Annotated in this window: 25 protein-coding genes; 8 read left to right on the top strand and 17 right to left on the bottom strand. The window is 59.6% G+C overall.

Going from position 1 to position 25,619, the window contains the following annotated elements; genetic code table 11:
• The 7 genes from ACMGGK_RS05695 to ACMGGK_RS05665 all read right to left on the bottom strand — a co-directional run bounded on the left by ACMGGK_RS05695 (window position 1) and on the right by ACMGGK_RS05665 (window position 4,412).
• Window positions 1-357: a type II toxin-antitoxin system death-on-curing family toxin gene (locus tag ACMGGK_RS05695; protein WP_044030725.1), complete on the bottom strand. Its 357-nt coding sequence runs from the start codon at window positions 355-357 to the stop codon at window positions 1-3.
• Window positions 354-563, bottom strand: coding sequence for a type II toxin-antitoxin system Phd/YefM family antitoxin (locus tag ACMGGK_RS05690; protein WP_004936539.1), 210 nt, complete (start codon window positions 561-563; stop codon window positions 354-356). The genes ACMGGK_RS05695 and ACMGGK_RS05690 overlap by 4 nt, the downstream gene beginning before the upstream one ends.
• Window positions 564-672: 109 nt before the next feature.
• Entirely contained in the window at window positions 673-2,952 is a 2,280-nt protein-coding gene (maeB, locus tag ACMGGK_RS05685; RefSeq protein ID WP_016926766.1) for an NADP-dependent oxaloacetate-decarboxylating malate dehydrogenase, read from the bottom strand.
• Between the two features lie 214 nt (window positions 2,953-3,166).
• The gene (gene lysC / locus ACMGGK_RS05680; RefSeq protein ID WP_420276750.1) at window positions 3,167-3,427 is read right to left on the bottom strand and encodes an Rz1-like lysis system protein LysC; all 261 of its coding nucleotides are present in this window, start codon (window positions 3,425-3,427) and stop codon (window positions 3,167-3,169) included.
• Window positions 3,321-3,698 (bottom strand): DUF2570 family protein, encoded by a 378-nt coding sequence (locus ACMGGK_RS05675; protein ID WP_197758841.1) that lies wholly within the window; start codon window positions 3,696-3,698, stop codon window positions 3,321-3,323. Before ACMGGK_RS05675 ends, lysC begins: the two co-directional genes overlap by 107 nt.
• Entirely contained in the window at window positions 3,695-4,096 is a 402-nt protein-coding gene (locus ACMGGK_RS05670) for a M15 family metallopeptidase (protein ID WP_049299551.1), read from the bottom strand. The genes ACMGGK_RS05675 and ACMGGK_RS05670 overlap by 4 nt, the downstream gene beginning before the upstream one ends.
• Entirely contained in the window at window positions 4,086-4,412 is a 327-nt protein-coding gene (locus tag ACMGGK_RS05665) for a phage holin, lambda family (protein WP_004936551.1), read from the bottom strand. The genes ACMGGK_RS05670 and ACMGGK_RS05665 overlap by 11 nt, the downstream gene beginning before the upstream one ends.
• A 292-nt stretch (window positions 4,413-4,704) precedes the next feature.
• Here ACMGGK_RS05665 and ACMGGK_RS05660 point away from each other — a divergent pair, with 292 nt between their 5' ends.
• The gene (locus ACMGGK_RS05660) at window positions 4,705-6,204 is read left to right on the top strand and encodes a glycosyl hydrolase family 18 protein (protein WP_049299552.1); all 1,500 of its coding nucleotides are present in this window, start codon (window positions 4,705-4,707) and stop codon (window positions 6,202-6,204) included.
• A gap of 85 nt (window positions 6,205-6,289) precedes the next feature.
• On the opposite strand, the gene ACMGGK_RS05655 is transcribed toward ACMGGK_RS05660, so the two are convergent.
• The gene (locus ACMGGK_RS05655; RefSeq protein ID WP_033639688.1) at window positions 6,290-7,231 is read right to left on the bottom strand and encodes a LysR family transcriptional regulator; all 942 of its coding nucleotides are present in this window, start codon (window positions 7,229-7,231) and stop codon (window positions 6,290-6,292) included.
• A gap of 404 nt (window positions 7,232-7,635) precedes the next feature.
• Between ACMGGK_RS05655 and ACMGGK_RS05650 the strand changes: the two genes are divergently transcribed.
• A complete protein-coding gene (locus tag ACMGGK_RS05650) occupies window positions 7,636-8,229 on the top strand; it encodes a lytic polysaccharide monooxygenase (protein WP_004936574.1) in 594 nt (197 codons plus the stop codon).
• Between the two features lie 66 nt (window positions 8,230-8,295).
• Here the strand turns inward: ACMGGK_RS05650 and ACMGGK_RS05645 are convergent, their stop codons facing one another.
• The 6 genes from ACMGGK_RS05645 to ACMGGK_RS05620 all read right to left on the bottom strand — a co-directional run bounded on the left by ACMGGK_RS05645 (window position 8,296) and on the right by ACMGGK_RS05620 (window position 14,298).
• Complete coding sequence (locus tag ACMGGK_RS05645) at window positions 8,296-9,258, bottom strand: sugar-binding transcriptional regulator (protein ID WP_004936575.1); 963 nt, start codon at window positions 9,256-9,258, stop codon at window positions 8,296-8,298.
• A 95-nt stretch (window positions 9,259-9,353) separates the two neighbouring features.
• On the bottom strand, window positions 9,354-10,010 hold the full coding sequence (gene dhaL, locus ACMGGK_RS05640; protein ID WP_033639687.1) for a dihydroxyacetone kinase subunit DhaL: 657 nt from the start codon (window positions 10,008-10,010) through the stop codon (window positions 9,354-9,356).
• 3 nt (window positions 10,011-10,013) lie between these two features.
• Complete coding sequence (locus tag ACMGGK_RS05635) at window positions 10,014-11,015, bottom strand: dihydroxyacetone kinase subunit DhaK (protein ID WP_033639686.1); 1,002 nt, start codon at window positions 11,013-11,015, stop codon at window positions 10,014-10,016.
• A gap of 29 nt (window positions 11,016-11,044) precedes the next feature.
• Window positions 11,045-11,815, bottom strand: coding sequence for an SDR family oxidoreductase (locus ACMGGK_RS05630; protein ID WP_042705973.1), 771 nt, complete (start codon window positions 11,813-11,815; stop codon window positions 11,045-11,047).
• Between the two features lie 35 nt (window positions 11,816-11,850).
• Window positions 11,851-13,119, bottom strand: a complete 1,269-nt coding sequence (locus tag ACMGGK_RS05625; RefSeq protein WP_004936588.1) for an MFS transporter — start codon at window positions 13,117-13,119, stop codon at window positions 11,851-11,853.
• 66 nt (window positions 13,120-13,185) lie between these two features.
• Window positions 13,186-14,298 carry an MDR/zinc-dependent alcohol dehydrogenase-like family protein gene (locus tag ACMGGK_RS05620; RefSeq protein WP_028127773.1) on the bottom strand — a complete coding sequence of 371 codons (1,113 nt, stop codon included), beginning with the start codon at window positions 14,296-14,298 and terminating at the stop codon, window positions 13,186-13,188.
• Window positions 14,299-14,616: 318 nt separating this feature from the next.
• Here ACMGGK_RS05620 and rpiB point away from each other — a divergent pair, with 318 nt between their 5' ends.
• The 3 genes from rpiB (at window position 14,617) to tkt (ending at window position 18,232) form a co-directional block, all read left to right on the top strand.
• A complete protein-coding gene (rpiB, locus tag ACMGGK_RS05615) occupies window positions 14,617-15,075 on the top strand; it encodes a ribose 5-phosphate isomerase B (RefSeq protein ID WP_004936593.1) in 459 nt (152 codons plus the stop codon).
• Window positions 15,076-15,268: 193 nt separating this feature from the next.
• Window positions 15,269-16,219, top strand: a complete 951-nt coding sequence (gene tal / locus ACMGGK_RS05610; protein ID WP_016926754.1) for a transaldolase — start codon at window positions 15,269-15,271, stop codon at window positions 16,217-16,219.
• An 18-nt stretch (window positions 16,220-16,237) separates the two neighbouring features.
• On the top strand, window positions 16,238-18,232 hold the full coding sequence (gene tkt / locus ACMGGK_RS05605; RefSeq protein WP_154870965.1) for a transketolase: 1,995 nt from the start codon (window positions 16,238-16,240) through the stop codon (window positions 18,230-18,232).
• Between the two features lie 50 nt (window positions 18,233-18,282).
• Here the strand turns inward: tkt and nudK are convergent, their stop codons facing one another.
• Window positions 18,283-18,858, bottom strand: coding sequence for a GDP-mannose pyrophosphatase NudK (gene nudK / locus ACMGGK_RS05600; RefSeq protein WP_016926753.1), 576 nt, complete (start codon window positions 18,856-18,858; stop codon window positions 18,283-18,285).
• 358 nt (window positions 18,859-19,216) lie between these two features.
• On the opposite strand from nudK, the gene narQ reads away from it, so the two are divergent.
• Together narQ and ACMGGK_RS05590 are read left to right on the top strand one after the other, a co-directional pair.
• Entirely contained in the window at window positions 19,217-20,893 is a 1,677-nt protein-coding gene (narQ, locus tag ACMGGK_RS05595; RefSeq protein ID WP_016926752.1) for a nitrate/nitrite two-component system sensor histidine kinase NarQ, read from the top strand.
• Window positions 20,894-21,054: 161 nt separating this feature from the next.
• Complete coding sequence (locus ACMGGK_RS05590) at window positions 21,055-21,687, top strand: response regulator (RefSeq protein ID WP_004941753.1); 633 nt, start codon at window positions 21,055-21,057, stop codon at window positions 21,685-21,687.
• Between the two features lie 32 nt (window positions 21,688-21,719).
• On the opposite strand, the gene ACMGGK_RS05585 is transcribed toward ACMGGK_RS05590, so the two are convergent.
• A complete protein-coding gene (locus ACMGGK_RS05585) occupies window positions 21,720-21,998 on the bottom strand; it encodes a winged helix-turn-helix domain-containing protein (RefSeq protein WP_016926751.1) in 279 nt (92 codons plus the stop codon).
• Between the two features lie 292 nt (window positions 21,999-22,290).
• On the opposite strand from ACMGGK_RS05585, the gene acrD reads away from it, so the two are divergent.
• Window positions 22,291-25,428: a multidrug efflux RND transporter permease AcrD gene (gene acrD, locus ACMGGK_RS05580; protein ID WP_420276749.1), complete on the top strand. Its 3,138-nt coding sequence runs from the start codon at window positions 22,291-22,293 to the stop codon at window positions 25,426-25,428.
• Window positions 25,429-25,554: 126 nt separating this feature from the next.
• On the opposite strand, the gene ypfM is transcribed toward acrD, so the two are convergent.
• On the bottom strand, window positions 25,555-25,614 hold the full coding sequence (gene ypfM, locus ACMGGK_RS05575; RefSeq protein WP_100396732.1) for a protein YpfM: 60 nt from the start codon (window positions 25,612-25,614) through the stop codon (window positions 25,555-25,557).
• Between the last annotated feature and the right edge of the window lie 5 nt (window positions 25,615-25,619).

The following is a 25,619-nucleotide window of genomic DNA, read 5'->3' as shown; positions in this document are numbered from 1 at the left end:
TTACTCGGTTAGCCGGCGCAGTTGCTCCGCGGCTTGTTCAACGTTGAGGCGGCCTTGAGCTGCTTCAACCGTAATTTCGACCAGTTCTGCGTCTTCCCGCAGTGCAATGCCATTAATACCGAGAAATAGCGCCATGCTTTGGAAGGCCGTACGTTTGTTGCCATCAAGAAAAATGTGACCGTGGCTGATGGCGATGAGATAGAGCGCGGCCAACCGGTATACGTCTGTGACGTTCTCGTAGTGGTAAGCATTGAGCACGCGGTTGGCTACAGCCTCAACTTTGCTGCCTTCCTGGCGGCCGTGAGGCACAATTTCAGCATTGAACTCCGCAATATCCTCTGCGGTCAAAAAGATCATCTATTCGCCAGCGCCTTTATCGTATCCGCGTGTTTAGCCTGAATGCGCGCTTTCACTTTGGCTTTGACCAAAACCTCATAGTCGGCCTTACTAATGATGTAAACCTCATCGTGTCCGCGGCGCGTCACTTCCACCGGCTGTTTTTGCGCTTCCAAAAGCACCTCGGCCAAATTGTTTCTCGCCGCCGTATAGCTAATCGTAGTCATTTTCTTTACCTGTACATGTACATATTTGACGATTATTTGTACCACGCCCGCTGGAAATAAAAAAGCCCCCGGCGCCAACGGCACAGGGGGCCAGTCACTCAACCCGGGCTTACAGCGGTTCGGTCTGGGCTTCCACCACCGCCAGCGCCACCATGTTGACGATGCGGCGCACCGAGGCGATCGGCGTCAGGATGTGCACCGGTTTGGCGACCCCCATCAGCACCGGCCCGACGGTCACCCCTTCCGAGCAGGAGACGCGCAGCAGGTTGTAGCTGATGCGCGCCGCTTCCATGTTCGGCATGATCAGCAGGTTGGCCGAGCCTTTCAGCGGGCTGTCCGGCATCAGATCGTGGCGGATGCTCTCCACCAGCGCGGCGTCGCCGTGCATTTCGCCGTCGATCTCCAGCTCCGGCGCCAGCTCGTTCACCAGCTCCAACGTTTTGCGCATCTTGCGCGCCGCCGGGCAGTCAGACGAGCCGAAGCTGGAATGAGACAGCAGCGCCACCTTCGGTTCGATGCCGAAGCGGCGCACGGTTTCCGCCGCCATCAGGGTGATCTCCGCCAGCTGTTCCGGCGTCGGATCGTCGTTGACGTAGGTGTCGGCGATGAAAGTGTTGCCGCTCGGCAGCAGCAACGCGTTCATCGCGCCGGCGACGTGCGCGCCTTCACGGAAGCCGAACACGTTCTTCACCACGTCGTAATGCTCGTGGTAGCTGCCGATGGTGCCGCAGATCATCGCATCCGCTTCGCCGCGATGCAGCATGATGGCGGCGATCAGCGTCGGGTTGCCGATCACCGCGCGGCGCGCCTGCTCTTGCGAAACGCCGCGGCGTTTCATGATCTGGTAGTACTCTCCCCAGTATTCGTTGAAGCGCGGATCCGACTCGTTGTTCACCACTTCGAAATCTTTGCCTGGCGTCAGCTGCAGGCCCAGCTTTTTCAGGCGCATCTCGATCACGCTCGGCCGGCCGACCAGGATCGGGAAGGCCAGCCCCTGCGACACCAGCTCCTGCGTGGCGTGCAGCACGCGCTCTTCCTCGCCTTCCGCCAGCACCACCCGCTTCACCTCTTTGCGCGCCTGCGAGAAGATCGGTTTCATGAACAGGTTGGTTTTGTAGACGAACTCCGCCAGCTTCTCCACATAGGCGTCGAAGTCTTCGATCGGGCGCGTCGCCACGCCGGAATCCATCGCCGCCTTGGCCACCGCCGGCGCGATCTTGACGATCAGGCGCGGATCGAACGGTTTCGGAATGATGTATTCCGGCCCGAAGGAGAGATCCTGATCGTCATACGCGGAAGCCACCACGTCGCTCTGCTCCGCCAGCGCCAGATCGGCGATGGCATGCACGCAGGCCAGCTTCATCTCCTCGTTGATGGTGGTGGCGCCCACGTCCAGCGCGCCGCGGAAAATGAACGGGAAGCACAGGACGTTGTTCACCTGGTTCGGGTAGTCGGAACGGCCGGTACAGATGATGGCGTCCGGGCGCACCGCTTTGGCCAGTGGCGGCAGAATTTCCGGTTCCGGGTTGGCCAGCGCCATGATCAGCGGATCGCGCGCCATGGTTTTCACCATATCCTGCGTCAGGACGCCCGGCCCGGAGCAGCCGAGGAAGATGTCGGCATTCGGGATGGCGTCGCCCAGCGTGCGCTGGCCGTTATCCTCGATGGCGTAGGCGGCTTTGGTCTGTTCCATATTGGCGTCGCGGCCTTTATAGATGACGCCCTTGGAATCGCAGACGGTGATGTTCTGCTGACGCAGCCCCAGCGCCACCAGCAGGTTCAGGCAGGCGATGGAGGCCGCGCCGGCGCCGGACACCACCAGCCGCACGTCGGAGATATTCTTCTTCACCACGCGCAGGCCGTTGAGCACCGCAGCGGTGGTAATGATCGCCGTGCCGTGCTGGTCGTCGTGGAATACCGGGATCTTCATGCGCTCACGCAGTTTCTGTTCGATGTAGAAACACTCCGGCGCCTTGATGTCTTCCAGGTTGATGCCGCCGAAGGTCGGTTCCAGCGCGGCGATAATGTCGATTAACTTGTCAGGGTTATGCTCATCCACTTCGATATCAAATACATCGATACCGGAAAACTTCTTGAACAAAACGCCCTTGCCTTCCATCACCGGCTTACCGGCCAACGCGCCGATATTGCCCAGACCCAGTACCGCCGTGCCGTTGGAAATCACCGCCACCAGATTGCCACGCGCGGTGTATTTGTAGGCCGCCAGCGGATCTTCGGCGATCTCGAGGCAAGGCGCGGCGACGCCCGGCGAATAGGCCAGCGCCAGATCGCGCTGGGTCGCCAACGGTTTGGTAGGGGAAACCTGGATCTTCCCTGGGACAGGAAACTGATGGAAATCAAGGGCACTCTGTTTGAGCTGTTCGTCCATTATGGATTCCTTTGTTTTTTGCTTTTATGTTGAGGTAAGGCTTTGAGGCTGCGCCCTGCCGTGGGCCATGGCGCCCAATTACAATGACAGGGCACAGCCTTGAAGTATAGTGAGAGAAACATCACAAACTTTGAAGCGCGCCATAACCTTGGTCGAAAGAGCGTTTTAAAAGTAAAAAAAGAAGATCTGCGAGACGAGCAGAGAAACGCCGCCGTCAGCGCGGCGGCAGCGTGGCGCGCCAGGCGTTGAGCGTCTCCAGCTGGCCGGCGCAAATGTGTAACGAGGTTTGTAACGCCAGGACATAGCTCACCGCATCCCCCCAGGTCTCTCCCTCTAACTGCGGTTGTTCACAGGGAGCGAACACCGACTCAGGGGGCAACAGCGGTACGGCCTGCGGCGGCAGCCGGGCGCAGGAGCTCAAGCACAGCGCCAGGCAGAGGCTGAGCGGCGCAGGGATCGTTTTTAATCGCTTCACGGTATTTCCTCTGATAAGCCTCGTGTTGTTGGCGCAACTGCCGTTCCTGCCGCTGCTGCGCCGCCATCAGCGCGCGATTTTGCGCATCCTGTGTCTGCAAGGTGGCGATAAGCCCCGCCTGCTGCGCCAGGCTTTTTTGCAGTTCCGCCGCCTGTTGCCGCGCGGACGCCAACTGGTGCGACAGCAGCGAGCTATAGCCGCCCAGGCAGATGGCCGCCAGCAACAACAGCAGCAAGCCGCCCTGCATCAGTTTTTGCAGCCAGCCGCTCATGCCGGATAGTCCCGGAACGGCAGTTGGAAGTGCGGGCCATCCTTGAGGGTTTTCCACTCGCCGCCCCATTCGACGTTGATGCCGCATTCACGCGCCGCGCGCCGCACCGCCACCGCAATCTGCGCGTAGTAATCCCACTCCCAGGAGGCCACACCCGCCGGCATCGCCACCACGTCCACCGCGTGCCCGGTCAGGTGGCGGCTGCGCAGCGTTTGGCTGCTGCCGGCGCGCACCATTTCCCGCTGGCGCGCCATGCTGCGCAGCCCCTCGCTGACGGAAAACGGCACCAGCGAATAACGCAGCGCCAGGCGAATAACGCGCACCAGATCCGGGTGCACGCCGCGCAGGTTCTCTTCGCTGCGGGCGGTAAAACGAATCTCTTCAATGTCATTTAACATTTTTAAACCCCGTCTTTTTTCCGATGAATTTTTTAATTAAGGCGTTGATGTAATCCGCCCCCATAAAACCAATCAGTACGCTGGCCAAATTCGCCCACTTTAATTCCAGGCCCATCAGCGCCAGCGCATCGCGCACCGTCCAGGCCAATAACGCGCACATCGCCGCATTCAATAAACGGCGCCGAATGCCCACGTTGCGGTAAGCGCCATGTAATAGCGCCATCACGCCGGCCAGAATGGCGTTCAATACCGGCTGAAGATATTCACATACTCGCTGGACTATTAAGCCAACAGCGTCAGGCTCTATGCTGGACATAGCTCATCTCCTTTTTATTTTTAATTAAATGCCAATCATGGCCGGCGGGACATCGGATACTCAGAATCTAGTTAAGGATGCTATTACAAAGCAAATGAATAAATACAGGCCCTATGGTCGAATTCATTCACGCTGAACGTTGGCACAACACATAAAACGCCAATGCATGCGGCAGTTAATAAAAATTCATTCTTATGGTGATTTATTTCGACTTTTATTCTCGAGGAAAATAAACATTAATGGCGACGGGGAATATTCCCCCATTGAAAAACATCCACTCTGGAGAAATGCCATGTCCACACGCAAAGCCGTTATTGGGTATTATTTTATTCCGACCAACCAAATCAATAATTACACCGAGACCGATACGTCTGTCGTGCCGTTCCCGGTTTCCAACATCACGCCGGCCAAAGCCAAACAGCTGACGCACATTAACTTCTCGTTCCTGGATATCAACAGCAACCTGGAATGCGCCTGGGATCCGGCCACCAACGACGCCAAAGCGCGCGATGTGGTCAACCGTTTAACCGCGCTCAAAGCGCACAACCCCAGCCTGCGCATCATGTTCTCCATCGGCGGCTGGTACTACTCCAACGATCTGGGCGTGTCGCACGCCAACTACGTCAACGCGGTGAAAACCCCGGCGGCGCGCACCAAGTTCGCCCAATCCTGCGTGCGCATCATGAAGGATTACGGCTTCGACGGCGTGGACATCGACTGGGAGTATCCGCAGGCGGCGGAAGTGGACGGTTTCATCGCCGCGCTGCAGGAGATCCGCACCTTGCTGAACCAGCAAACCATCGCGGACGGCCGCCAGGCGTTGCCGTATCAGTTGACCATCGCCGGCGCTGGCGGCGCCTTCTTCCTGTCGCGCTATTACAGCAAGCTGGCGCAAATCGTCGCGCCACTCGATTACATCAACCTGATGACCTACGATCTGGCCGGCCCCTGGGAGAAGATCACCAACCACCAGGCGGCGCTGTTCGGCGACGCGGCCGGGCCGACCTTCTACAACGCGCTGCGCGAAGCCAATCTGGGCTGGAGCTGGGAAGAGCTGACCCGCGCCTTCCCCAGCCCGTTCAGCCTGACGGTCGACGCCGCCGTGCAGCAGCACCTGATGATGGAAGGCGTGCCGAGCGCCAAAATCGTCATGGGCGTGCCCTTCTACGGCCGCGCCTTCAAGGGCGTCAGCGGCGGCAACGGCGGCCAGTACAGCAGCCACAGCACGCCGGGCGAAGATCCGTATCCGAACGCCGATTACTGGCTGGTGGGCTGCGACGAGTGCGTGCGCGACAAGGATCCGCGCATCGCCTCCTATCGCCAGCTGGAGCAGATGCTGCAGGGCAACTACGGCTATCAGCGGTTGTGGAACGATAAGACCAAAACCCCGTATCTGTATCATGCGCAGAACGGGCTGTTTGTCACCTATGACGATGCCGAGAGCTTCAAATACAAAGCGAAGTACATCAAGCAGCAGCAGCTGGGCGGCGTAATGTTCTGGCATTTGGGGCAAGACAACCGCAACGGCGATCTGCTGGCCGCGCTGGATCGCTATTTCAACGCCGCAGACTACGACGACAGCCAGCTGGATATGGGCACCGGCCTGCGATACACCGGCGTCGGCCCCGGCAACCTGCCGATCATGACCGCGCCGGCCTATGTGCCGGGCACCACTTACGCCCAGGGCGCGCTGGTGTCCTACCAAGGCTACGTCTGGCAGACCAAGTGGGGTTACATCACCTCGGCGCCCGGCTCAGACAGCGCCTGGCTGAAGGTGGGCCGCGTGGCGTAAGCCGTAAAAAAACCCCGTAGCCGAATGCTGCGGGGTTTTCATTGAGTTAACCGTTTGATTTTCGCGTCCCTTCGTCTCTATTCCATCAGTTGTGGCACCACGGATAGCCGCCATCCCGTACCACTTCGCGGCCCATCAGGCTGTAGACATCGCTTTTGCGCGTCAGCCGCTCATGCCACCAGTTAAACCCGGCGCCCTTGCTGGCCGGATGCCACGCCAGCCAAATCATTTCGTCCCCCTTTTGCATCTCCACCGGCACCGTCACCAGTTCACCGCTGGCCAGTTCCTTTTCAATCAACGCAGGCGGCAGAAAAGCGTGGCCGATGCCGCGCTTGAGCAGCGCCAGATTGCTTTCCACATCGCATACCACCAACTGACGCTGCAAGGGCAGCGTGCCGTGATTGCGTTTAGGCAGCTCATGGCTGCTGTCGGCGATCGCGACCACGATGTCGTTCAGCCGCTGCTTCTTGCATACCGGCGTTCTCTGCGCCGCGAACGGGTGGGAAGGCGACACGCACAGCACAAAGTCGAGCTTGCCGAGCATCAGGGTTTTGGCCTGCACGCTGTCGGGGATTTGGCCGATGGCGATGATCAGGTCCGCCCGGTTGTTCTTCAGCGCATCCCAGGTGCCGTTCAACGCTTCCCGCTGCACCGAGATATTGGCGTTCGGGCAATGCTGAATATAGTCGCGGATATCCTGCGTCAGCGTTTCCAGCGGGAAGAAGGTGTCTACCGCCAGGCGGATATTATTGTCTAGCTTGGGAATGTTGCGCACCCGGCTTTCCAGATCCTGCACCGCATTTAATATCCAGCTGCCCTCCTGCAGGAGAAACTCCCCTTCATCCGTCAGGGTAATCATGGGGCCATTACGATGAAAAAGTTTCACGCAGAGTTTGCTTTCAATATTGGAAACCCGATAAGAGATCGCCGAAGGCGTTTTATGCAGCGCCTCCGCCGCCATAGAGAAAGATCCGGTGTTCTTGATGGTGCTGATTATTTTAATCGCGTCCAGGGATAATCTAGTCATACAAATTCCTCTTTAAAATAAAATAAGAAAAATGACACTAAATTCCCAAGGTGGTGGCGCACAAAAATCGATCAAATCAAACAAGGGTACTCAACGCAACAAGCAATATACTTCATAAATGAGAGCGCTATCTTAAATACTATTCATCACTACTTGATATAAATTTCATCATAGCGCCGTGCTTTTACACTGTGACAGTTAAATAAATTCGGCCTAACGATCAAAGATCGTCATCATAATATTTTTCGTTAATAGCCGGTAAAACATTCCAATCTACGGCCAAACCAGAATGGTAAAAATAAAACAAGCCGACAAGAAGGGTTATTTCCAATTGCGTTATTAGTCTCTCATTTTGTCGGTGAAATACGCTCAACTTACAACATAATTTCAGTCAGGAGTGACTTATGAACAAAACTTCCCGTACCCTGCTCTCTCTGGGCCTGCTGAGCGCGGCCATGTTCGGCGTTTCGCAACAGGCGAATGCTCACGGTTATGTCGAATCGCCGGCCAGCCGCGCCTATCAGTGCAAACTGCAGCTCAACACACAGTGCGGCAGCGTGCAGTACGAACCGCAGAGCGTCGAAGGCCTGAAAGGCTTCCCACAGGCCGGCCCGGCTGACGGCCACATCGCCAGCGCCGACAAGTCCACCTTCTTCGAACTGGATCAGCAAACGCCGACGCGCTGGAACAAGCTCAACCTGAAAACCGGCCCGAACTCCTTTACCTGGAAGCTGACCGCCCGTCACAGCACCACCAGCTGGCGCTATTTCATCACCAAGCCGAACTGGGACGCTTCGCAGCCGCTGACCCGCGCTTCCTTTGACCTGACGCCGTTCTGCCAGTTCAACGACGGCGGCGCCATCCCTGCCGCACAGGTCACCCACCAGTGCAACATACCGGCAGATCGCAGCGGTTCGCACGTGATCCTTGCCGTGTGGGACATAGCCGACACCGCCAACGCCTTCTATCAGGCGATCGACGTCAACCTGAGCAAATAATCGGTCAAATGAGGAGATCGTTGAGGGTTCAGCCTGGCGCTGAACCCTTTTTTTTTGCAGGTGCCGCTATTGCGACATGTTGAGGATAGTGCGCACATTGAGCGCGCTGGTGGCGATAATGTCGATGGCGCCGGTGCGCAAAGCGCCCAAAATCGCCAACGCCTTGGTATTCTCGGAAGCAATGGCGATCACGCAAGGGATTTTGCGCAGCTCATCAATGCTCAGCCCGATCACTCTGTCATTCATCACCGTGTCGACATGCTGCCCCTGAGCATTGAAAAAGTCATAGCCGGCGATGTCGCCGATCACGCCCTGATTAAGGCTGGCGTCGATAATCTCGTGCGGCGTAAACCACCCCAATTTCACCATATAGCTGTTTTCATTCATGTCGCCAATACCGACTAACGCCACATCGGCCTTACGCGCGCGGTCCAGCGTTTCCTTGATCGTGCCGTTCTGCATGAAGGCGTCTTTCAGCGCGCGATTTTCGACGTAGGCCGGCGCGTAAAGCGTCTCGCTGCTGCCGCCGAACTTCTTCGCCAAGCGCCGACTGATATGGTCGGCGTTGATCGCATCGCCCGGACGGTGGGTGCCGCCGATGCCGCAGATGAACTTGCAGTTGCGTTCCGTCACGCTGCCGACGTGATCGGCGATCGCCGCCACGTTGCGTCCCTGGCCGACCGCCAACACCATATCGTCTTTCAGCGACATCGCCAGATAGTTGGACACCAGCGCCGCCACCTGCCGACGCTGTTCCTCTTCGTCCTGATGGTCGAGCGCGATCAACGCGCGGCTGATGGGAAAACGTTCCATCATCTGCTGTTCCAGCCGGGTGCTGAATACCGGGTGATAACGCACGTTGATCTCGACGATGCCTTCTTCCTTGGCGCGCTTGAGCAAACGACCGACTTTGATCCGTGAGATGCCGAATTTTTTGGCGATCTCTTCCTGCGTGATCTCATCCTGATAATAAGCAACGGCGATTTCGGTCAGCAGTTCGTTATCCTGGGACACAGTTTGTTTTTCCATCCGTTAGACGTTTCCCCACGGCAGGCCGGTTGATGATGGCGGAGGGACGATACACGCCCCTCCGACAAGGCTGAATGCCCGCTAGTATAACGCGTTCAAGCGGCAACGGTATTCAGTCGTTGTTCCACCTCGTCCGCCAATCGGGTCAAGAGCAGGCAGCAAGATACCGCGCCGGCGTCCAGTACGCCGCGCGAACGCTCGCCCAGACGGCTGGCGCGGCCGATTTTCGCCACCAGCTCGCGCGTGGAATCGCGCCCGCGTTCCGCGGCGATCCTCATCTTTTCCAGCGCTGCGGCGAAGTCGTCACCGCGCCCGGCCGCCTGCTCAAACGCCGCCACCGCCGGTATCAGCGTATCCATCAGACACTTGTCGCCCACGCCCGCGCTGCTGATGTCCTGCAGTTCGCTCAATCCGCCGTGCAACATCGCCAAAAATGCCTGCTTATCCAGCACGCTGCGCTCACGGACGCTCTCCGCCATGCCCATGAACAGGCTGCCGTACAGCGGCCCCATCGAACCGCCGATGCCCTCCATCAGCGCATCCGATACCGCATCGAACGCCTGCGCCAGCGTGAGCTCGCGGCCGCGAATGGCATCGCCGCACATCGCGAATCCCTTCGACATATTAATGCCATGGTCACCGTCGCCGATGGCGCCGTCGATTTCGCTCAGGTATTCGCGGTTGCTGACAATGGTTTCTATCAGCCCCGTAACGATCTCACTGCCGTACCGGGTTGAAATTTGTTCCGTCATGATTCACTCCACCTGGGTTAAGCCTAAAGATTGCGCCGGCATGTCCAGCAGCGTTTTCAGTTCGTCATCCAGCGTCATCAGCGTCAGCGTCACGCCCATCATTTCCAGCGACGTGAAGTAATTGCCGACGTAGCGCCGATGCACCCGCACGCCTTTCGCCGTCAACCGGCGCTCTATTTCGGCATAATAGATATACAGCTCCATCACCGGCGTGGCGCCAAGCCCGGAGATCAGCAACGCCACCTCCTGGCCTTGTTCCAACGGCATATCGTTGAGCACAAAATCGAGCATGGTGCCGGCCATCGCCGACGCCGACTGGATCGGCGATACCTCAATGCCCGGTTCGCCGTGATGGCCGATGCCGATCTCCATCTTGCCGTCTTCGATATGAAAATTGGGTTTGCCGACCGCGGGAATGGTGCAGGAACTGAGGCCGACGCCGATCGAACGACACCGGTCGATGGCTTTTTGCGCCGCGCCGATCACGCCGTCCAGATCGTATCCCTTGGCCGCCGCCGCCGCGCCGACCTTCCACATCAGAATTTCGCCGGCCACGCCGCGTCGCTTATCCCTCTCACTGGCCGGCGCCGAGGCGACGTCATCGTTGGCCACCACGGTTTTCACCCGTATGCCGGCCGCCGTCGCCTTCTTGATCGCCATCTTGACGTTCATGTTGTCGCCGGCGTAGTTGCCGTACAGGCAAGCGACACCCGCACCGCTGTCCGCCGCCTTGAAGGCGTCGAGAAAAGCCCCCGCCGTAGGCGATGAAAAAATCTCGCCAATCGCGACGGCATCCAGCATGTTTTTGCCGACATAGCCCAGGAACGCCGGCTCATGGCCGGAGCCGCCGCCGGTGACGATGCCCACTTTGCCGGCGATCGGCGCAGGCGGATATTTCAACACCCGCGCATTGTCGGTGGCGGCGTAATAGTTCGGGTGGGCCAGCCTGTAGCCCTGGATGGCGTCTTCCACTACGTGATCGGGATCGTTAATGATTCTGTTCATCGCGGCCTCTCTGTCGCCTGAATAAGAAATTATTGAATGGTGTAACCGCCGTCGACCACCAGGTTGGCGCCGGTGATCATCGCTGCCGCGTCACCGGCCAAAAACAGGGCGCTGGCGGCGATATCTTGCGGCTCAGCAAAGCGCCGCAGCGGAATTTTCTGCTTCATCTGCTCAGCCACCTCGCCAGACCAGGCCTTACGGCCCAGCTCCGTCAAAACCACGGTGGGTGAAATGGCGTTGACCCGCACGTTGTGTGGTCCCCACTCCAGCGCCAGCACCTGGGTCAACCCGATAACGCCCGCTTTGCTGGCGCAATAGGCCAGGTGATTAGGCAAAGCCACCACCCCGGCCTGCGAGGCGAGATTGATGATGCTGCCGCCGCGCTGACTAATGAAACGGCGCCCTACCGCCTGGCAGGTAAGAAACACGCCTTTCAGATTGACCGCCAGGGTTGCATCCCACGCCGTTTCCGGCAGCTCCTCGGCCGGATGCAGCGCGACGATGCCGGCGCTGTTGACCAGCACGTCCAGCCGCCCGAAATGCGCCTCAATCTGCGCCACCGCCCGCTCCACCGACGCGGCATCGGTGACGTCGGCCACGACGCCCAACGCCGCCTCGGCGTCCAGCTGTCGCGCCACTTCCGCAACCTGCGGCGCCCGATCGAGCAGCGCCACGCGCGCGCCGTTTTGCAGATAGCGTTCGGCAATCGCGAGACCGATCCCTGCAGCGCCGCCGGTAATCAGCGCCACCTTGCCCTGCAGCGAGAGCTCGCGCGGCGCCGTAGTTTGATGATTAATCATAAATTTCCCCTTAAAACTGTGAACTTCACGATCGGTCAGGATATTTTCGCCAAACTCGCGCCGCGTTCCTCCTGCGCCGTCGCGCTTTCTTTCGGCAGCGTGACAAATTTCATCAGCACGCCGCTGAACAGGTACAAGCCGGTAAAGATCCAGATCACGCCAACGGTGCCGAGACTGCCGATAAACAGCCCCACCACCGCCGGGCCGACGAAGGTGCTCAGGCCGGCGCCCAGATTGAGAATCGACATCGCCGCGCCCTTATTATCCGGCGCCAGCGACGGCATGATGGCCGACAACGGCACAAACGCCGCCAGACAGGCGCCGAACAACCCGGCGGCGCACACGGTCAGCAGATAATTGGCGCCGAAGAATTGCGGCACGTAGTAGAACATCAGCGTGGTCAAGGCGCAGCCGACGCAGCCAAACCACATCACCACATTGCGCCAGCCGAGCCCGTCGCTGATCACGCCGAAAATCAGATTGAAAATGATGTTGACCGTCCACAGCGCGGCGTACATCTGCAGCCAATGCGTGCGGGTGAACCCCATATCCATCATGTACATGGGCATGAATACGACGAAGCCGTAAGCCGCAGAGGTATTAATGGTGCGCACGATGCCGCCCAGGCCAATCTTCGGGTTTTCAAACGCGATGGTGATGCCCTTCAAGACGTAACCCAGCGACGCTTTTTCCCGGTTGCCGCTCTGTGCCGCGCCGTCGTCGCGATTGAGCATCAGCGCAATCACCGCGCCCAGCACGACGAAAATCAGCGCGCTCCACAGCGTGTGGATCTCGCCGAGATAAGGCAGCATGATGCTGGAATACAGCACGCCCAGCACGCTGAGCCCGCCGCTGTAGACGAACCAGAAAATCCCCACCGCCGACCCCAGCCTTTCCGGCGGCGCCTCATACGCCACCCACACCAGAAAACCGTAGGCAAATAGCGGATAGCCCAGGCCGCGCAGCGCATAGGTCGGCACCATGATCGCCAGGTTGTTGCTCGGCAGGCCGAACGTCAAAAAACACACCGAACCGAATAGAAACAGCAGCAGGCCGGCCAACATCACCCGCCGGGCGGTAAAGATTTCCGCCAGCACGCCGGAAAACCAGGCGGCGATCGCGGCCGCAAAGCCATAAACGCTGAACAGCAGCGCCGATTCCTGAATGCTAAGCCCTTTGCCAATCAAATAAGGTGACAGCCATCCTTGTTCCAGCCCTTCGCCCATCATGAACACCAACACGCCGGCATAGCCCAGCAGCAGTTTCGGTGACAGACCAATGCGATGAATCAGTCCATGCAACATAGAACACCCCAGCACATGTGATTATGGAGGCGCAGGCTCGCCCGCACCCGAGGAACGACGCAGGTTTCAGAGGTTTGGATTAAGCACCACTTTGATTGAACCGATGCCGCGCTTCATCAGCTCGAAACCTTCGGCGAACTGTTCCAGCGGCAACGTATGCGTCACCACGCCTTCGGTCGGCAGATCGCCATTGGCGATGCCTTCGATCACCAGCGGGTAGCAGTAAGGGCCGAGGTGCGAACCGAGCACGTCCAGCTCCTTGCGGTCGCTGATGATGCTCCAATCGACGGTCACCGGATCCTTGAACACGGAAAATTCGACGAAGGTGCCGAGCTTGCGGATCAGCGTCAGGCCCTGTTCCACGGACTTCTGTGCGCCGGTCGCCTCGATGTAGATGTCGCAGCCGTAGCCGTCGGTCATCGCTTTAACCGCGGCGGGCACGTCGTCACGGGTGGGATTCAGCGTCACATCCGCGCCGAAGCGCTTCGCCAAGGCCAGACGTTCGTCGGACAGATCCAGCACCACCAGCTTCGAAGGCCCGGACTTTTTGATCGCCCCGATCATGCCCAGCCCCAGGGTGCCGGCGCCGGCCAACACCACCACATCGCCCAGTTTGATATTGGCGCGTTGCACCGCATGGAAGGAGCAAGCATAGGGTTCGATCAGAATGGCTTTTTCGATCGGCAGGTCGGCCGGCACATGGTAGTTAATCGCCTCTTTGGTGAACTTCATGTACTCGGCCATGCCGCCGTTAACGTTTTTCTGGAAACCGTACAGGTCATGCTTTTCGCACATCCAATACTGACCGCGGTTGCAGAAGCGGCATTGCCAGCAGGGAACGATTTGTTCTGATATCACGCGATCGCCGAGATTGAAGCCCTCGACGCCTTCGCCGTACCCCACGACATGGCCGATAAATTCATGGCCGGGGATCATCGGCGCCTTGATGTATGCCGGTTGTTTTTCATCGCCCCAGAAGCTGGGCGCCCCTTCGAACGCTTTAACATCACCGGCGCAGATGCCGCAGGCCTCGATCTTCACCAGGATCTCTTTCGGGCCGATCTTCGGTACCGGCACCTGTTCCAGGCGGTAATCTTTCGGGGCGTACGCCACAACCGCCTTCATGATCTCGGGGATACCGGCCGCCATTTTCGCCTCTGTTATGCAGGTCTGACACATAGCACTCTCCTCTGGTAGGGGAACTTATTTTGATCATTAATACAAACAAAGAACAAATGAACACTAACGCCGCGCGTTCAATTTGCCCACAGTGAACTTATCAAAGTGTGATATCGCTCAAAAACCCGTCTCAACTAGGGTAAACAACGATTGAAAGCCCTTTTTTAGTGACTGATATCACCTTTTACAGTGGCAAACTGAAAAATCCAGCAAAAAACAAAAGAACATCAATTGAACATTTGATTAAACAGGGATACGGTAATGAACGTGGCGCCACCGAGGATCGCCACCCTTTTCGTTACCAATCAGGAGACCGCTATGCTGCCTATCGCCATCGGCGCCGATGATGCCGCCATTGAACTGAAGGATCTGATCGTTGCCCACCTGCAACAACGGGACATCCCCGTCATTGACTACACGACGGATCGCGCCGCAGAAACGGGGATCTATCCCGATATCGCCTATCGCGTCGCGCAGGCGATACGGGAGGAAAAACATCGGCGGGGCATCCTGCTGTGCGGCACCGGCATCGGTATGAGCATCGTGGCCAATAAAGTGCCCGGCATTCGTGCGGCGCAATGTCACGATACCTACTCCGCCCAACGGGCGCGCAAAAGCAATGATGCTCAGATCATCACGCTGGGCGCGCGGGTCATCGGTGCCGAACTGGCGAAAACCATCGTCGATGCCTGGCTGGAATCGGAGTTTGAAGGGGGAGGATCGGCGCCGAAAGTCGAGCGAATCGGCTATTACGAAAACGCGGCCGGACGGCGTTAAACCGCCTGCAGTCTCGATGGCGGTCGCGCGCAAGCCGCGCTCCGCCTGGGTTTATTCGGCATTCATTGTTATTATCCATCGCAACAATCAGAAAAAGCGCATTTTCATTCTCGATCCGATGATGCAGTGTGTTCCCCCTATGATGAAAAAGGTTCTCATTTCCCTACATTGAGCTTGGTCAAGGAGCTTATCAATGAATCAATTAGACGCACTCAAGCAGCTGACCACGGTGGTCGCCGACAGCGGCGATATCGAATCCATCCGCCAGTTCGAACCCCAGGACGCCACCACCAACCCTTCGCTGATCCTGAAAGCCGCCGCGCTGCCGCAGTACAAAGCGCTGATCACCGAAGCGCTGGAGTATGCCCGCCGCCAGGGCGGCAGCAAGGAAACCCAGCTGATCAACGCCAGCGATAAACTGGCGGTCAACATCGGCGTCGAGATCCTCAAAAGCGTGCCGGGCCGCATCTCCACCGAAGTGGACGCCCGCCTGTCGTTCGATCGCGGCATGTGCGTCGCCAAAGCGCGCAAACTGATCGGCATGTATCAGGAACAGGGCATCGACAAATCGCGCATCCTGATCAAACTGGCTTCCACCTGGGAAGGCATCAAAGCCGCCGAAGAGCTGGAAAAAGAAGGCATCAACACCAACCTGACGCTGCTGTTCTCCTTCGCCCAGGCCCGCGCCTGCGCCGAAGCCGGCGTGTATCTGATCTCGCCGTTCGTCGGCCGCATCTATGACTGGTATCAGGCCAAACAGCCTGCCGCCGACTACGACGCCGATCAGGATCCGGGCGTGAAATCGGTGCGCACCATCTATGAATACTACAAGCGTCATCGTTACCAGACGGTGATCATGGGCGCCAGCTTCCGCAAGGTTGAGCAAATCCTGGCGCTGGCCGGCTGCGATCGCCTGACCATCGCGCCGAACCTGCTGGAACAGCTGAAAAACAGCGAACAGCCGGTCGAGCGCAAGCTGACCCCGTCGACCGAGGGCTTCCACCAACCTGCCCCGCTGGCCGAAGCGGAGTTCCGCTGGCTGCACAACCAGGACGCCATGGCGGTGGAAAAACTCGCCGAAGGCATTCGCCTGTTCGCCGTCGACCAGCAGAAGCTGGAAGACATGTTGGCCGCTCAACTGTAATCGCACTGGAGTTTCGTTATGTCTTCTCGTAAAGAGCTTGCCAACGCTATCCGCGCACTCAGCATGGACGCCGTACAAAAAGCAAATTCCGGCCACCCGGGGGCCCCTATGGGCATGGCGGACATCGCCGAAGTCCTGTGGCGTGACTACCTCAACCACAACCCGACTAACCCGCACTGGGCTGACCGCGACCGTTTCGTGCTCTCCAACGGCCACGGCTCCATGTTGATTTACAGCCTCCTGCACCTCACCGGCTACGACCTGCCGATGCGCGAGCTGGAGAACTTCCGTCAGTTGCATTCCAAAACCCCGGGCCACCCGGAGTACGGCTACACCCCGGGCGTTGAAACCACCACCGGCCCGCTGGGCCAGGGCATCGCCAACGCCGTCGGCTTCGCCATCGCCGAACGCACCCTGGCGGCGCAGTTCAACCGCCCCGGCCACGACATCGTCGACCACCACACCTACGCCTTCATGGGCGACGGCTGCATGATGGAAGGCATCTCGCACGAAGTCTGCTCCCTGGCCGGCACCCTCAAGCTCGGCAAGCTGACCGCCTTCTACGATGACAACGGCATCTCCATCGACGGCCACGTCGACGGCTGGTTCACCGACGACACCGCCCTGCGCTTCGAAGCCTACGGCTGGCACGTGGTGCGCAACGTCGACGGCCACAACCCGGACGCCATCAAGGCCGCGATTGAAGAAGCCCGCAAGGTGACCGACAAGCCGTCGCTGCTGATGTGCAAGACCGTTATCGGCTTTGGTTCGCCGAACAAGGCCGGCACCCATGACGTGCACGGCGCTGCGCTGGGCGCCGCCGAAGTGGCCGCCACCCGCGAAGCACTGGGCTGGAAATACGCCGCCTTTGAAATCCCGCAGGACATCTACGCCCAGTGGGACGCCAAAGAAGCCGGTCAGGCCAAGGAAGCGGCCTGGAACGACAAGTTCGCCGCCTACGCCAGGGCCTTCCCGGAACTGGCCGCCGAGTTCAAGCGCCGCATGAACGGCGAGCTGCCGGCCGACTGGAAAGCCGACGCCAAGGCGTTCGTGGAAAAACTGCAGGCCAACCCGGCCAACATCGCCAGCCGCAAGGCGTCGCAGAACGCGCTGGAAGCGTTCGGCAAGGTGCTGCCGGAGTTCCTGGGCGGCTCCGCCGACCTGGCGCCGAGCAACCTGACCCTATGGTCCGGCTCGAAAGCGCTGAACGTTGACCCGGCGGGCAACTACATTCATTACGGCGTGCGCGAGTTCGGCATGACCGCCATCACCAACGGCATCGCGCTGCACGGCGGCTTCCTGCCGTACTCGGCGACCTTCCTGATGTTCGTGGAATACGCCCGCAACGCGGTGCGCATGGCGGCGCTGATGAAGCTGCGCAACGTGTTCGTCTACACCCACGACTCCATCGGTCTGGGCGAAGACGGCCCGACCCACCAGCCGGTGGAGCAGCTGGCGAGCCTGCGCGTGACCCCGAACATGAGCACCTGGCGCCCGTGTGACCAGGTGGAATCGGCGGTGGCGTGGCAGTACGGCATCGAGCGCAACGACGGCCCGACCACCCTGGTGTTCTCGCGCCAGAACCTGACCCAGCAGCCGCGCACCGCAGAGCAGCTGGCGAACGTGTACCGCGGCGGCTACGTGCTGAAAGACTGCGCGGGCACGCCGGACGTCATCCTGATTGCCACCGGCTCCGAAGTGGGCATCACGGTGGAAGCGGCGGACAAGCTGACCGCAGCGGGCCGCAAGGTGCGGGTGGTGTCGATGCCGTCGACCGACGCGTTCGACAAGCAGGATGCGGCGTACCGCGAGTCGGTGCTGCCGGCGGCGGTGACGGCGCGTGTGGCGGTGGAAGCGGGTATCGCGGACTACTGGTACAAGTACGTGGGGCTGAACGGCGCCATCGTGGGCATGACCACCTTCGGTGAGTCGGCGCCGGCGGAGCAGCTGTTCGCCGAGTTCGGCTTCACCGTGGACAACGTGGTGGCGAAGGCGCAGGCGCTGCTGAAGTAAGCGGTCTGGCGCCAGCCGATAAAAAAGCCGGTCATCATGACCGGCTTTTTTTATTCCATCACCCGATGAATCTGCAAATACTGCAGCAGCATGATGGTCTTGCCGTCTTTAATGCGGCCATCGGCAATCATCGCCACCGCGTCGCTGAACGGCAGTTCGATCACTTCGATATCTTCATCTTCAATGCCGCCGCCGGCCGCGCGCCGCTCATCGTCATGGTATTCGGCGATAAAGAAGTGCACGATCTCGGTCACGCCGCCCGGCGACATGTAGGCTTCGAAGATTTTTTTGACCTCGCCCACCTGAAAACCGGTCTCTTCCACCGCTTCGCGGCGCGCACACTGCTCCGGCGAATCGGCGTCCAGCAGGCCGGCGCAGGCCTCGAGCAGCATGCCGCTTTCGTTGCCGTTGACGTAGGTCGGCATGCGGAACTGGTTGGTCAGCACCACCGTGCCCTTGGCGCGGTTGTACAGCAAAATGGTGGCGCCGTTGCCGCGATCGTAAACCTCGCGCATCTGTTGCACCGAACCGCCGTTTTTGCGTTTCAGATCGAACGTGTACTTGTGCAGCACATACCAGTTGTCCGACAACAGCTCTTTCTTCACATTCTCAATTTTCGACGACATGACCCTTTTTCCTTGAGTTGCAACGTGAAAATCATACCGCGATTACGCTGCGCCGCAGCAGACGATTTGCAACAAAAATCACAATGCCTCTCCGGGCAAACCAGGATTAAAAAGACATCGTGGGCAGACGCATAATCTGACAGACGAATCGCATCCGCAAAGACAAATCCTCAGTGGAAACCGGGCGGCGGCTGAACATCGGCGGGCATTTCGCTATTCATTTGATTACACGACGACAATTGTTCCCGTTTTGTTGACAACTTGATACAAATCGCGGTGCAATTTAGTTGCAAAAGTTATAGTTTTGCTTTCGAATGAAACTGGCGCAGCCCTCACCTGAGAGAAAAGGATTCCGTGATTGCTTGTTAAACGTTCCGTGACCGGCAGCCTGGCCAGGGCGCTGTTCGGCATCGTGATACTGTCGGTGCTCGCCACCGGGTTGGCGTTGACGACCGTCGCCGGCAGCCAGAGCGATGCCGAGGCGATCAACATCGCCGGTTCGCTGCGCATGCAAAGCTACCGCCTGGCCTTTGATCTCGATCGACAGAGCCCGGAGCTGGAGCTGCACCTGCAGCAGTATCGGCAATCTTTGCAGGCGCCGGCGCTGCAAAAGCTGGCGCGCTTTTACGTCCCGGCCGAGGTGCGCAACCACTATCTGGCGCTGCAACGAACATGGCAAGCGATGGAGCGGCAGATCCGCGACGGGCAGGCCGCCGCCTACCGGGCGGAGGTCGCCGGCTACGTCAACCGCGTCGATCATTTTGTTTCCGCTCTGCAGCGTTATTCCGAGTTGAAACTCACCCTGGTGGCCGCCGTCAGCGTACTGGGCTACGCCGCCATCATCGGCCTGGTGCTGTTCTGCATCCGCTTTATGCGCCGCCAGGTGGTCACGCCGCTGCAGCACCTGGTCGACGCCAGCCAGCGCGTGCAACAGCGCGACTTTCGCCACCCGCAGCTGGACGTGGCGCTGCCGAACGAGCTCGGCGTGCTGTCGCAAACCTTCAGCGCCATGTCGGACGAGCTGGCCCGGCTCTATCAGTCGCTGGAGCTGAAAGTGCAGGAAAAAACCCAGCGCCTGCAGCAGGCCAACGAAACGCTGGAGGTGCTGTATCGCTGTTCACAGGCGCTGAGCGTGCGCCAGATCGATCAGCAGGCATTCGAGAATGTGCTGCGCATCGTGCGCCAAAGCGAACGACTGCGCTGCATCCGGTTGAACGTGGCGGACGATCATGGTCAGTGGCAACTGAACGAAGGAGAGCCGGCGCCGGCGCAAACCTGGAGCGCGCTGCCGATCACCCAAGGCGATAAACTGTTGGGTGAATTGCGATGGCAGCCCGAAGCGCAGCCGCCGCATCCTCACCTGATGCAGAGCCTGGCCAACATGCTGGGGCGCGGCGTCTACTTCAACCGGGCGCAAAAGCAGCACCAATATCTGCTGTTGATGGAAGAGCGTGGGACCATCGCCCGCGAGCTGCACGATTCGCTGGCGCAGACGCTGTCGTTCCTGCGCATCCAGCTGACGCTGCTCCGGCGCGCCGCCGACGATCCGGCGGCGCAGACGATTATCGACGATTTCGATCGCACGCTGGCCGATGCCTATCGCCAGCTGAGGGAATTGCTGGCCACCTTCCGCCTCAACATTCAGGAGGCGGATCTGAATGCCGCGCTGGAGCAACTGTTGCAGCCATTAAAGGCGCTAACCCCCGCGCGGATTCAGTTACACTGTCGGCTGCCCTCGCAGGCGCTCAACGCCCAGCAGCAGGTGCACGCGCTGCAGATCGTGCGCGAGGCGGTGCTCAATGCCGTCAAGCACGCAGGAGCGAGCGAGATCGCGGTGTGTTGCGAGGTCAACGCCGCAGGCGACAACGTATTCAGCATTACCGACGACGGTTGCGGCATCGCCAGTCTGGAAGAACCGGAAGGGCATTACGGCTTGACCATCATGAGCGAACGCGCGGCGCGACTGGGAGGAACGCTGCGCATCCGGCGCAGAAGCCGCGGCGGCACGGCGGTCTGCCTGACATTCTCGCCCTGACCTTGCGGCTGTTCACTCTGCGTTACGGTTGCCGCCGGGCAGAAGGCCGCCCGGAGAGGTTTGCGGTGCAGAATGCCGCTATTTTTGAAGAGACAGTCCCACTGTGAAGCACGCCTCCGGGCGCGTTTGAGTGGCTTTACTTGCTACAGGGAGCATTTTTCATGGTGATGAAGCAATACCGAGTCATGATCGTTGACGATCATCCGTTGATGCGGCGCGGCATCAAACAACTGCTGGGACTGGATGCGCGATTTGGCGTGGTGGCGGAGGCCGGCAACGGCAGCGAGGCGGTTGCGCTGGCGCTGCAGCACGCGCCGGACGTGATCTTGTTGGATCTGAACATGAAGGGCATGTCCGGGCTGGATACGCTGCGGGCTCTGCGCGACGAAGGCGTGGACGCACGCATCATCGTGCTGACGGTCTCCGACGCGCGCAGCGATCTGTATGCGCTGATCGACGCCGGCGCCGACGGCTATCTGCTGAAAGACAGTGAACCGGAGCAGCTGCTGGAACACATCAGCGCCGCCGCCGAGGGGCAAAACGTGATCAGCGACGCCATGGCCGACTATTTGCTGGCGCGCAGCGAGCAGCGCGATCCCTTCACCGCCTTGACCGAACGCGAACTGGACGTCTTGCAAGAGGTGGCGCGCGGCCTGTCCAACAAACAGGTGGCGGCGCAGTTGCATATCTCTGAAGAAACCGTGAAGGTGCACATCCGCAACATACTGCGCAAGCTGGACGTGCGTTCTCGCGTGGCGGCGACGGTGATGTACCTGGAGTACAAAAGCCACTGATCGCCCCGCCCCGGCCAATACGCCGGGGCCGCCTACTCGATGGCGCCGAGCAGCGCCTGATGATGCTGATGCACCCAGCTCTTGTTGAACGGCCCCCAGCTTTCCAACTGATAAAAACCGTCGTTGTTGCGCACGCCCTGCTGCACGAACTGCAGCTCGACGCCCATGCCGGGCAGCGCCTTCAGCACATCCTGCAACGTGCGGCGCGGCCAACCGGTCAGCGCCATCAACCGCGGCACATTGGGCCGTTCACTGTGGCTGATCAGCCAGCATAAATAAAGCCGACGGGCAAATACCGGGTTAATTCCCATGCCAAGCTCCTGCTGTAAGGTGAATCCAGTTTTTACTTTCGGTTGCCTGCGGCGAAGAGATGCGCAAGGCCTTTGATAGTAATAAAAATGTCTTAATAGCGTCCAATTATCGGCGTCGGTGCATCCGCGCCGTTTTCCGCTACCGTTATTTACACTATCTCCTTTTTTTCTCCACGCTTTCCTCGACTATCCCGAGTAAAGTGCAATAGCGCCGGAATCCTTCCCTGCCGCTGAAATGCATATTTCCGATGCGTTTTAAAGATAGAACAAGTCATAACGAGGTTCGCGCTGCATGGCCAATTTTTTTATTGATCGCCCGATTTTCGCCTGGGTGCTGGCAATTATTCTTTGCCTGACCGGGGCATTGGCGATTTTTTCTTTACCGGTAGAACAATACCCGAATTTGGCGCCGCCGAACGTGCGCATCAGCGCAACTTACCCAGGCGCTTCGGCGCAAACGCTGGAAAACACCGTCACCCAAATCATTGAGCAAAATATGACCGGCCTCGACAACATGATGTATATGTCGTCGCAGAGCACCAATACCGGCCAGGCGACCGTCACGCTGACATTCGAAGCCGGCACCGATCCCAACGAGGCGATGCAGCAGGTGCAAAACCAGCTGCAGGCGGCGATCAAACGTTTGCCGCAGGCGGTGCAGAATCAGGGGGTCACGGTCTCGAAATCCGGCGACACCACGCTGATGATGGTGGCGTTCGTCTCCACCGACAACAGCATGGACAAGCAGGACATCGCCGATTACATCGTCTCCAACCTGCAGGATCCGCTCAGCCGCATCAACGGCGTCGGCAGCATGGACGTGTATGGCTCGCAATACGCCATGCGCATCTGGCTCGATCCCAACAAGCTCAACAGCTACCAGCTCACGACCCAGGACGTGGTCAAGGCCATTCAATCCCAGAACGCCCAGGTGGCGGTCGGCCAGTTGGGCGGTACGCCATCGGTCGATAAACAGGCGTTGAACGCCACCATCAACGCCCAGTCGCAGCTCCAGACGCCGGAACAGTTCCGCCAGATCACCCTGCGGGTCAATCAGGACGGCTCGCTGGTGACGCTGGGCAACGTCGCCACCGTCGAACTGGGCGGCGAGAACTACAACTACCTCAGCCGCTACAACGGCATGCAGGCCGCGGGCATGAACATCAAGCTGGCCTCCGGCGCCAACGAACTGCAAACCGACCAGTTGGTGAAGGACAAGATCGCCGAGCTGTCGCAATACTTCCCGCACGGGCTGGAGGCCAAAGTGGCCTATGAAACCACCCCGTTCGTCAAAGCCTCGATCAAGGACGTGGTGAAAACGCTGCTGGAAGCCATCCTGCTGGTGTTCCTGGTGATGTATCTGTTCCTGCAGAACTTCCGCGCCACGCTGATCCCCACCATCGCCGTGCCGGTGGTGCTGATGGGCACCTTCGCCATCCTTTCCGCCTGCGGCTTCAGCATCAACACCCTCACCATGTTCGCCATGGTGCTGGCGATCGGCCTGCTGGTGGACGACGCCATCGTGGTGGTGGAGAACGTCGAACGCGTGATGAGCGAGGAAGGCCTGCCGCCGCGTGAAGCCACGCGCAAATCCATGGGGCAGATCCAGAGCGCGCTGGTCGGCATCGCCCTGGTGCTGTCGGCGGTGTTCGTGCCGATGGCGTTCTTCGGCGGCACCACCGGCGCCATCTATCGCCAGTTCTCCATCACCATCGTCTCCGCCATGGTGCTGTCGGTGCTGGTGGCGATGATCCTGACCCCGGCTCTGTGCGCCACGCTGCTCAAACCGATCGCCAAAGGGCACCATCACGGCAAGCGCGGCTTCTTCGGCTGGTTCAACCGCATGTTCAACCGCAACGCCGAACGCTATGAGCACGGCGTGGGGCGCATTCTGCACGCCAGCGGCCGCTACATGGTGATTTATCTGCTGTTGCTCGGCGGCATGGCGCTGCTGTTCATCAAGCTGCCGACCTCGTTCCTGCCGCAGGAAGACCGCGGCATCTTCACCGTGCAGGTGCAACTGCCGGCGGGCTCGACCCTACAGCAAACCTCCAAAGTGGTGGAAAAGGTCGAGCGGTACTTCCTCACCGAAGAGAAACAGGACGTATTGTCGGTGTTCGCCATCATCGGCTCCGGGCCCGGCGGCAACGGCCAAAACGTGGCGCGCCTATTCGTGCGGCTGAAAGACTGGGACCTGCGCACCTCGGGCGCCAACAGCTCGTTCGACATCATCGATCGCGCCACGCTGGCATTCAACAAGATTAACGAAGCCCGGGTGATCGCCAGCAGCCCGCCGGCGATCACCGGTCTCGGCAACTCCTCCGGCTTCGACATGGAGTTGGAAGACCACGCCGGGCTCGGCCACGCCAAACTGATGGCGGCGCGCGATCAATTGCTGCAGCTGGCCGGGCAAAATCCGCTGCTGTCGCGCGTGCGCCACAACGGCCTGGACGACAGCCCGCAGCTGCAAATCGATATCGATCAGCGCAAGGCTCAGGCGCTGGGCGTATCGATCGACGACATCAACAATACCCTCTCCACCGCCTGGGGCTCGACCTACGTCAACGACTTCGTCGACCGCGGGCGGGTGAAAAAAGTCTACGTGCAGGCCGCGGCGCCGTTCCGCATGCTGCCGGATGACATCAATAAATGGTATGTGCGCAACAGCGCGGGCGGCATGGTGCCGTTCTCGGCCTTCGCCACCTCGCACTGGGAGTACGGCTCGCCGCGGCTGGAGCGCTATAACGGCAGCTCGGCGCTGGAGATCGTCGGCGAGGCGGCCAACGGCGTCAGCACCGGCACCGCCATGGCGGAAATGGAAAAACTGGTCAGCCAACTGCCGACCGGTTTCGGGCTGGAATGGACGGCGATGTCCTATCAGGAACGGCTGTCCGGCTCGCAGGCGCCGGCGCTGTACGCCATTTCGCTGCTGGTGGTGTTCCTGTGCCTGGCGGCGCTGTACGAGAGCTGGTCGATACCGTTCTCTGTGATGCTGGTGGTGCCGCTGGGGGTGATCGGCGCGGTCGCCGCCACCTGGCTGCGCGGTCTGGAGAACGACGTCTATTTCCAGGTTGGCCTGTTGACCATCATTGGGCTGTCGGCGAAAAACGCCATTCTGATCGTCGAGTTCGCCAATGAGCTGAACCATAAAGGCCAAGATCTGATGTCGGCGACGCTCGACGCGTCCCGCATGCGCCTGCGGCCGATCCTGATGACCTCGCTGGCGTTCATCTTCGGCGTGCTGCCGATGGCCACCAGCAGCGGCGCCGGTTCCGGCAGCCAGCATGCGGTCGGCACCGGGGTGATGGGCGGCATGATCTCCGCCACCCTGCTGGCGATTTTCTTCGTGCCGCTGTTCTTCGTGCTGGTACGGCGCCGCTTCCCGGGTAAAGCGCATCCGGCAGGCAATACGCCGGCCAGCGGGGACTGATCCGCGGGATATAAAAAAAGCAGCGTCGGGTTACCGATGCTGCTTTATTTCGAACGAAAATCTCGTTCCCAAGGCGTTTCAGTGACGTTCCAATGACTCAACCTTGCCATCTGCTTCAACGCTGTGTCAGTTGCCCAACATCTCATCAATGAAGTCTTTCCAGTTTCCTAATTCACGATCAACCATAATAC

The organism is Serratia sp. BNK-33-b (assembly GCF_048684565.1).
In the GTDB taxonomy this organism is placed as follows: Bacteria; Pseudomonadota; Gammaproteobacteria; order Enterobacterales; family Enterobacteriaceae; genus Serratia; species Serratia marcescens.
The sequence above is the reverse complement of the archived record's forward strand: the minus strand, read 5'-3'. Positions and strand labels throughout refer to the sequence as shown.